This window comes from Flavobacteriales bacterium, from assembly GCA_021296215.1.
In the GTDB taxonomy this organism is placed as follows: Bacteria; Bacteroidota; Bacteroidia; order Flavobacteriales; family ECT2AJA-044; genus ECT2AJA-044.
Genome location: JAGWBA010000095.1, coordinates 1 through 6,452, shown reverse-complemented (window position 1 = coordinate 6,452; position 6,452 = coordinate 1). Strand labels below are relative to the sequence as shown.

Below are 6,452 nucleotides of genomic sequence, written 5' to 3'. Positions count from 1 at the left end.
ATGTGCCATGCGCACAATTAAATACAAGTGAAGGACAAATCCCGGTACTAAAGGCCAAAGGCAAAAAATGATTACTGGCGCCTGCGGCACGATACACGCCTAGCCACATCCGTTTAACGCCCCGGTGGGCGGCCAACCGGAGACGACAAAGACCCGCATCGCGCCGTAGGCAATGAGAAAAAATTAGATCAGCTAGGCAAAGAGCTCCATGAAGAACGCGCTGCCGGCATGCAGAAAAAATCCGCCCCAGATGTTTTCCGTTTTAAGCGTTAAAACCCCCAATATGTAGCCGCCGGATATGCTGCTCAAGGCTTCCGGAAAGGGTTTGCCGAAGTGGATCGACGCATATACACAGGCCACCGGAAGCACTATGTGCGGGCCAAATAAGCGACCGAGGGCCAGAATAAAGAAGCCGCGGAAAAAGAATTCCGTACTCAGAAAGTTGAAGAGATAACTCGATTCGAACAACAACACGGTCTTCCATTGAGGTATGTTGTTGTTGACGGCGTAGTTGGGTCCGCCCGAACGGTTGTATACCGGGTAATACGATTGCAGATCATCGCTCACCAACGCGGCGATGAATATAATCACCGCCATAATCCCCAACAAGGGAAAGTACGACCGTATGCTGCTGAAATGAAGATCCATCCCGTAAAACGATTTGAGGTACTTTTTGTCCGTGCGGTAAAAGACCAGCAAAGGCAACAAGAACATCAACAACCCAATGTAACGACTGAATACCCTGAACCAGTACAAACAGCCGTTGATCATCGACGACCAGCAAAAGAAATCGTACAGCCGCAGCGACCGGTAGGCGGCGAGCATAAAGAACACCAACAATATCTTGGCCCAAAACTCCCTCGATGAAAACAACTTCGAGTTGGTGTGGTAGGCGATGAACGCCGCCGGAACAGCAAAGGGAATGAAGTGAAACAGTATGAAACTCACGAGTCGCTGACCGTATGTCGGCAGGGTATCGACTAGGCCATCCTCGAAATCCAGACTGTAGTTGATCGAAAAAATGACCACCGGCCAAAGTGCCGTAAAAAGGTAGATCGACCACCTAAAATACTCGGCGATGTAGTTTCTGAGGTGGGCGAGGAGTACCTTCATTATGGCGAGTCAACGGAATTTAATTCGGCTCGATGTAAAAATAACGATCGCACCGCGAACTCTACTCGCCTTCAAGACGAATTTTCGATGCCCCAACGCATACCCGCCCATCGACACACCGTGTTTCGCTAATTTCTGCCCGAATACCCTTGTTTTCTGTGCCTACGGCACGATGCACAACTCCGCCCTCATAGCATCATTTCGTCATGGCGTTGGAACGCAACGATCCTACTCATCCCACAAGCTCTCCGTGGTGTAGCCCTTTTCCGGCACCGTGAAGAACGCCCCATCCACGATTCGTTTGTGTTGGTCCATGGATTTAATTTCCGCCATGTCGGTTTCGCTGAGCTCGCAGTTCAACGAGTCGAGATTCTCTTTCAAGCGAACCGGATTGGTCGACTTCGGAATCACCGCGATATTTCGCTGCAGCTGCCATCTGATCAATACCCGGGCAGGACTCATCCCGTTTTTTTGGGCTATGGCCATAATTATATCGCTCTTCAATGGAACGGGTTCGCCTTCTTTCTTCATCGATTCGTGGCGGTCCATAGAGCCAAGAGGTGAGTACGCCGTAACGTGAATGCCGTGGGCGTGGCAAAAATCAATGAGCTCCTGCTGCTGAAGGTAGGGGTGCAGCTCAACTTGATTCATCTCCGGTTGTTGCCCACCCACATCGATCAATCGCTGTAGTTTCTTCGCACTAAAATTCGAAGTGCCGATATGACGCACCAAACCGTTGCTTTGCAATTCCTGCATGGCCTCCCAGGTTTCTTCCAAAGGCACTTCCGTTAAGGGGACATAACCGTCCAAATCTTCCGGAAAGTCAAGGCCGTTTTTAAAGGCCACCGGCCAGTGCATGAGGTATAGGTCGAGGTACTCCAAACGCAGATCGGAAAGCGTTTTTTCCAACGCAGGCTGCACGTCCTCCTTTCGGTGGCCATCGTTCCACAATTTCGAGGTGATCCATAGCTCCTCTCTTTTTACCAGACCCTCGGCCAGACATTCTGAAAGGGCCTCGCCGATCTCCGCCTCGTTCTTGTAAATGGCCGCACAGTCGATGTGCCGATATCCCAGTTCAATGGCCTGCTTTATGGCCCGTTTCACCTCTCCGGGTTTCGATTTCCAGGTTCCTAAGCCCAAACCGGGCATTTTATCTTTGTTCGAGAAGTTTAGTGTCATGTGAGGTAGTTTTCGTGATGTTTTCGCTTTCTGATACAGAACTTCAGCTTGTTGATCAACGCCTTTTGTTGCTCTCTCACTACAATGTGAAAAAAGCCGGAATGATCGCACCAAGGACAATGGATAGAACAGATTCAGTCAAAGTGTTTGTAATGAAGATACCGCAATACAAGAATTAATCCCATAAGAGCGGAATAAACTGTAGTGGAAGTACGGTGTGTTATAAAAGAAAATCGAGTTTTACTTGGCCCATCCTGTTCAAGATTAAGCAAAACGTAAATGGAATCGGTTTTCTAAGCATAGAAATGTGATGCCTCAATGCTCGCATGCAGCACACCGATTGAGAGATTGGATTCGAGCATAAAATGGCCACCTCCTGAATTATGAATCTTGAATTCTGGATCTTCGACATCCTTTAAGAGGTTTATCCAATAATCGATTGCACCTTTTAATTCAAGTTGCTCTTTTACGAGTGGAAAGAATTGCAGAAAAAATCGTTTCAAGAAGAAATATAACTAAGACCTCAACACTAAGAATTAAGAACTCGAATCGAGTTTACTCGATTCGCTCGTACGCACCCAAATCCGAGCCTATATCGTTCAGCCGCGAGTTCCCCAATAGGTCAAAGGGAATCTGCTGGCTGAGGCTCAACTTGGCGATGTTCATGGCACCACTGAGGGTGTCGAGCTGATTGTTTCCCTCTTGCGGATCAATGAAGATAGGGTCCACGTTCCACGAGATGTTGTCGAAACGCGTTGGATCCTCAAAGTCGAGCCACGTGAGGTCACTGTAGTCGCTTTTCTTGAGCTTGATGATGTCGTGCTCAAAAAAGAACTCGTATTGCGCGTCGTCATCGCGGTCGAATCCGACCTCGTTCACGTTGTTGCCGTAAATGATGCAGTTGCCGAAATAGGCCTCCTCCAGATCGCGGGGAATAATGTTGTCGTTGTCGTCTTCGTACCAGTTGTTGAGCAACACGGCCGGAGTCCCACGTGAGCCGCCTACCCAATACGCGCTGAAAGTACAGTGCTCGAACCGATATTTACCTCCGATCTGACAGACTACGTTGTGAATACCGCAGTTGCTGACCTCAACATTTTGAGCGAGTAGATCCGTTCCCTGACCGAGAATTCCGACCGAGGCCATGTTGCGGATCACTGAATTGGTGAGCACTAAAGTCCGCTGGTCGGGTCCGGCCGTGGTGTCGACCCGTAAACCCACCGTTCCGTTCTTGATGACGGCGTGGTCGATCTCATTGCCCGTAGAGCCCGCGCTCAGCCAAATAAAGCCCCATTGACCGGGCTCTTCTTCGTATTCGGGCTCGAGCCGATCGCCTTGTATCAACACCTCGCTACCGGCTTGGCCTTGTATCTTGAGCGTTCCTCCGTCGTAGACCCACAGAACGGCCTGATCGTGAAGGTGAATGTTGGTGCCTGCCGTAACGGTGAGCTCACAATCCTCGTCGACCACGGCAAAGCCATAGATCACGTGCGGCTTATCGTTCATCCAGGTATCGTTGCAGTCAATGATGGAGTAGCGCAAGATCACATTGCCCTCATCGTCCAACAGGTCGGTGTCGGGGTAATGGAAGTAGGCATCTTGCCCCCAGGCTTCGAGGATCACGCTTTGGCGATTGCCGTTGGTGTTGCAGATGATGCTGTCGTTGACGATGAGCGGATTGTTGTCGTTCAGCGGGTCAATGGTCACCTCGGCAAAAACGTAAATGCTGTCGCCGCCATCGAGAATGATATCGGAGAGTTCATTCGCCGGGGTTCCGTTGATGTTCAAACGGAACTTACTTGAGCTTCCGCCCGCGAGGGCGATACGATCGATCTGCACGGCCTGAGCATTCTTGTTGTAGATCTTGAAGCTGCGCGTTGCCGAGCCAATAGTCGTGAAAACGGTGTCGAAAATGATCGTGTCGTTGCTGAAGGTCAGCTTGGCCGACGAATCGGTGGTGATTTGCTTTTCTTTGCGACAGGCGGCAAAGAGCAGTATCAGGGCAAATAATGTAAGGCTTGCGATGCGCATGGGGGCAAAAGTACAGATACTAGTACGATTTTAATTCACAATTAGTATGTGTCGGCGAACGGATCCGAGAATTCGGGATTGGAAAGCAGGGTGGAATCGGTCAAGGCGTGCAGGAAAGCGATGATGGCGCGGCGATCACCATCCGAAAAAAGCCGTCCGCCGCGGTGGGCTTGGCTCATTCGCGTATCGCTGTATGGCGTATTCGCTATCCCTGAACTGTAGAATTCGAGGACCTCTTCGAGAGTTTCGAACCGACCATCGTGCATATAGGGCGCAGTGACCGCCACATTGCGCAGGCTCGGTACCTTGAAGGCGCCGACCTCAGAGCGATTGCCGGTGATGGCCGCACGGCCCGAATCGGCCCGTATTTGCGCCTCGCTGAGCCCGTTGTTGCGGTAACTCAGATCCGTGCCCAAAGGAAAACCATCGATTTGATGACACAAAAAGCACCCGCCCATACTCTGATCGGTCACGATCTCGAATCCGCGCACCGCGAGCTCCGATAACTGTCCCTCGCCCCGCCGGGATTGGTCGAGGGGTGCATTGACCGATAACAAGGTGCGTTCGAACTGAGCAATGGCTTTGCTCACCGTAGTGCTGTCGATCGCCCGGCCCGGAAAGGCGGCATTGAACAGGGAAGGGTAGAGCTCGCTTTTCTGAAGCTTGCGGGTGATCTCAGCCCAGTTGGAGTTGAATTCTCTGGAGTCGTGAACCGGGTGCGATACCTGGTCTTCGAGCGACGGAGAGCGCCCATCCCAAAAGAAATCGCTGTGATACACCACGTTGAAAAGGGGCGGAGTATTGCGTTTCATGGGCGCACCCTTTCGCGGACTACTGAAATCGGCGGCTGCATCGGCAAAGGCGTTCTCCTGACGGTGACAACTAGAGCAACTCACCGTGCTGTCATGGCTTAGAACGGGGTCGTAAAAGAGGTATCGGCCCAAGAGCGCCCCTTCGATCGTGGTCGGATTGTCAGCCGGAGAAGCGGGTTCCGGGAAGTTCCGCAGCTTCGGATATTCGTAGGGTGTTGGGCCTGCGGCCCGAATGGTCCAGCTGAGGAGCAAAAAGATCAACCATCGCATGCTAGGAGTAAATCATCGCGGTTGATAATGTACGCGGTACTGCTCATGGTGTTTTTTCGTTTGAACCTCCACGATGTACCATCCCGGAGCCTGATCGGTAAATTCGATCCAGAATTTAGGCGGCAAGTCCGCGTACTCCTGAAGCACCCGGCCTTCCAGATCGATCAGCCGAAGCGCGCTAATATGGTCCTGAAAGCTATTGTGGTCAATGCGAATATTCACGCGCCCGTCCGTTTCGGTCGGATACACCAATATGGGTTCCGGCATTTGGGGCTCTTTGAGCACGTGGGTAAGGGTTTCGTTGAGATAGAAATTATCCATCATCCAACCGTCGGCCGGACCTGTTTCGGCGTTGCTCCACACCGTGAATCGAATGCGGTACTCGAAGATTCCTGAAAAATCGTAATAAATACACAACCAAAGGTTGCGCCACACGGTATCTTGCCCGGTAAAAACGATTTCTCCGCCCGATAAGGTATCGACGTTGGTCGCATCCCAGCCATACCAATTGTATACGTACGGATCGTTGAACACGTTGCGCCACTGTATGCCATCGGTCGTGAATTCGACCAATCCGTACGTCTCGCTCGGAAGATCCAACTTTTGCATCCATTGAAAGCCGTAGATGGCCGGATTCCAGAGGTAGTTTTGGTCCACTACGAATTCGAATCGCGCCGTGTCGAGTGAGCTCACCGGATTCATGGTGTCGGTCATGATGGCCCGCGGTAACGAATAAGCACTGTCGAATACGGTCTTCGACGGAGTGCCGATCTGCCAAGCGGACAGACCATGAGTAGTGTCTATGGTTGGCTCAAAAGGATATTGATTCATATCCGGGCCCTCGAAGAACTGCTGAGCGATGGGCCATTGAGCAGAAGCCGAAAGGGAGAGAACCATAAATAGAAAGAGTAGAGATCGAACCATAGACGGAGAATTGTTATCGCAACTCTAAGTTAGTTTTTTTTCACACCCGTCCAAAATAAATTTTTCTGAGGCATAATAAAGGAGCGCTGCCCAAAGGGCTGTATTTTGTAGGTATCAAATCAT

The 6,452-nt window shown here is 51.0% G+C and carries 5 protein-coding genes; all 5 read right to left on the bottom strand.

Annotated features, from left to right (window positions below; all coding sequences use genetic code 11):
* Positions 1-192: 192 nt before the first annotated feature.
* Positions 193-1,113, bottom strand: coding sequence for a CPBP family intramembrane metalloprotease (locus tag J4F31_11575; protein MCE2497196.1), 921 nt, complete (start codon positions 1,111-1,113; stop codon positions 193-195).
* Between the two features lie 228 nt (positions 1,114-1,341).
* Positions 1,342-2,262 (bottom strand): aldo/keto reductase, encoded by a 921-nt coding sequence (locus J4F31_11570; GenBank protein MCE2497195.1) that lies wholly within the window; start codon positions 2,260-2,262, stop codon positions 1,342-1,344.
* Positions 2,263-2,847: 585 nt separating this feature from the next.
* Complete coding sequence (locus tag J4F31_11565) at positions 2,848-4,323, bottom strand: hypothetical protein (protein MCE2497194.1); 1,476 nt, start codon at positions 4,321-4,323, stop codon at positions 2,848-2,850.
* Positions 4,324-4,364: 41 nt separating this feature from the next.
* Positions 4,365-5,405 carry a cytochrome-c peroxidase gene (locus J4F31_11560; GenBank protein MCE2497193.1) on the bottom strand — a complete coding sequence of 347 codons (1,041 nt, stop codon included), beginning with the start codon at positions 5,403-5,405 and terminating at the stop codon, positions 4,365-4,367.
* A 12-nt stretch (positions 5,406-5,417) separates the two neighbouring features.
* A complete protein-coding gene (locus J4F31_11555) occupies positions 5,418-6,329 on the bottom strand; it encodes a hypothetical protein (protein MCE2497192.1) in 912 nt (303 codons plus the stop codon).
* Between the last annotated feature and the right edge of the window lie 123 nt (positions 6,330-6,452).

Excerpts from the sequence above, each read along its gene's own strand:
- J4F31_11575 (MCE2497196.1), bottom strand. The coding sequence starts at position 1,113 with ATGAAGGTACTCCTCGCCCACCTCAGAAACTACATCGCCGAGTATTTT.
- J4F31_11570 (MCE2497195.1), bottom strand. The coding sequence starts at position 2,262 with ATGCCCGGTTTGGGCTTAGGAACCTGGAAATCGAAACCCGGAGAGGTG.
- J4F31_11565 (MCE2497194.1), bottom strand. The coding sequence starts at position 4,323 with ATGCGCATCGCAAGCCTTACATTATTTGCCCTGATACTGCTCTTTGCC.
- J4F31_11560 (MCE2497193.1), bottom strand. The coding sequence starts at position 5,405 with ATGCGATGGTTGATCTTTTTGCTCCTCAGCTGGACCATTCGGGCCGCA.
- J4F31_11555 (MCE2497192.1), bottom strand. The coding sequence starts at position 6,329 with ATGGTTCGATCTCTACTCTTTCTATTTATGGTTCTCTCCCTTTCGGCT.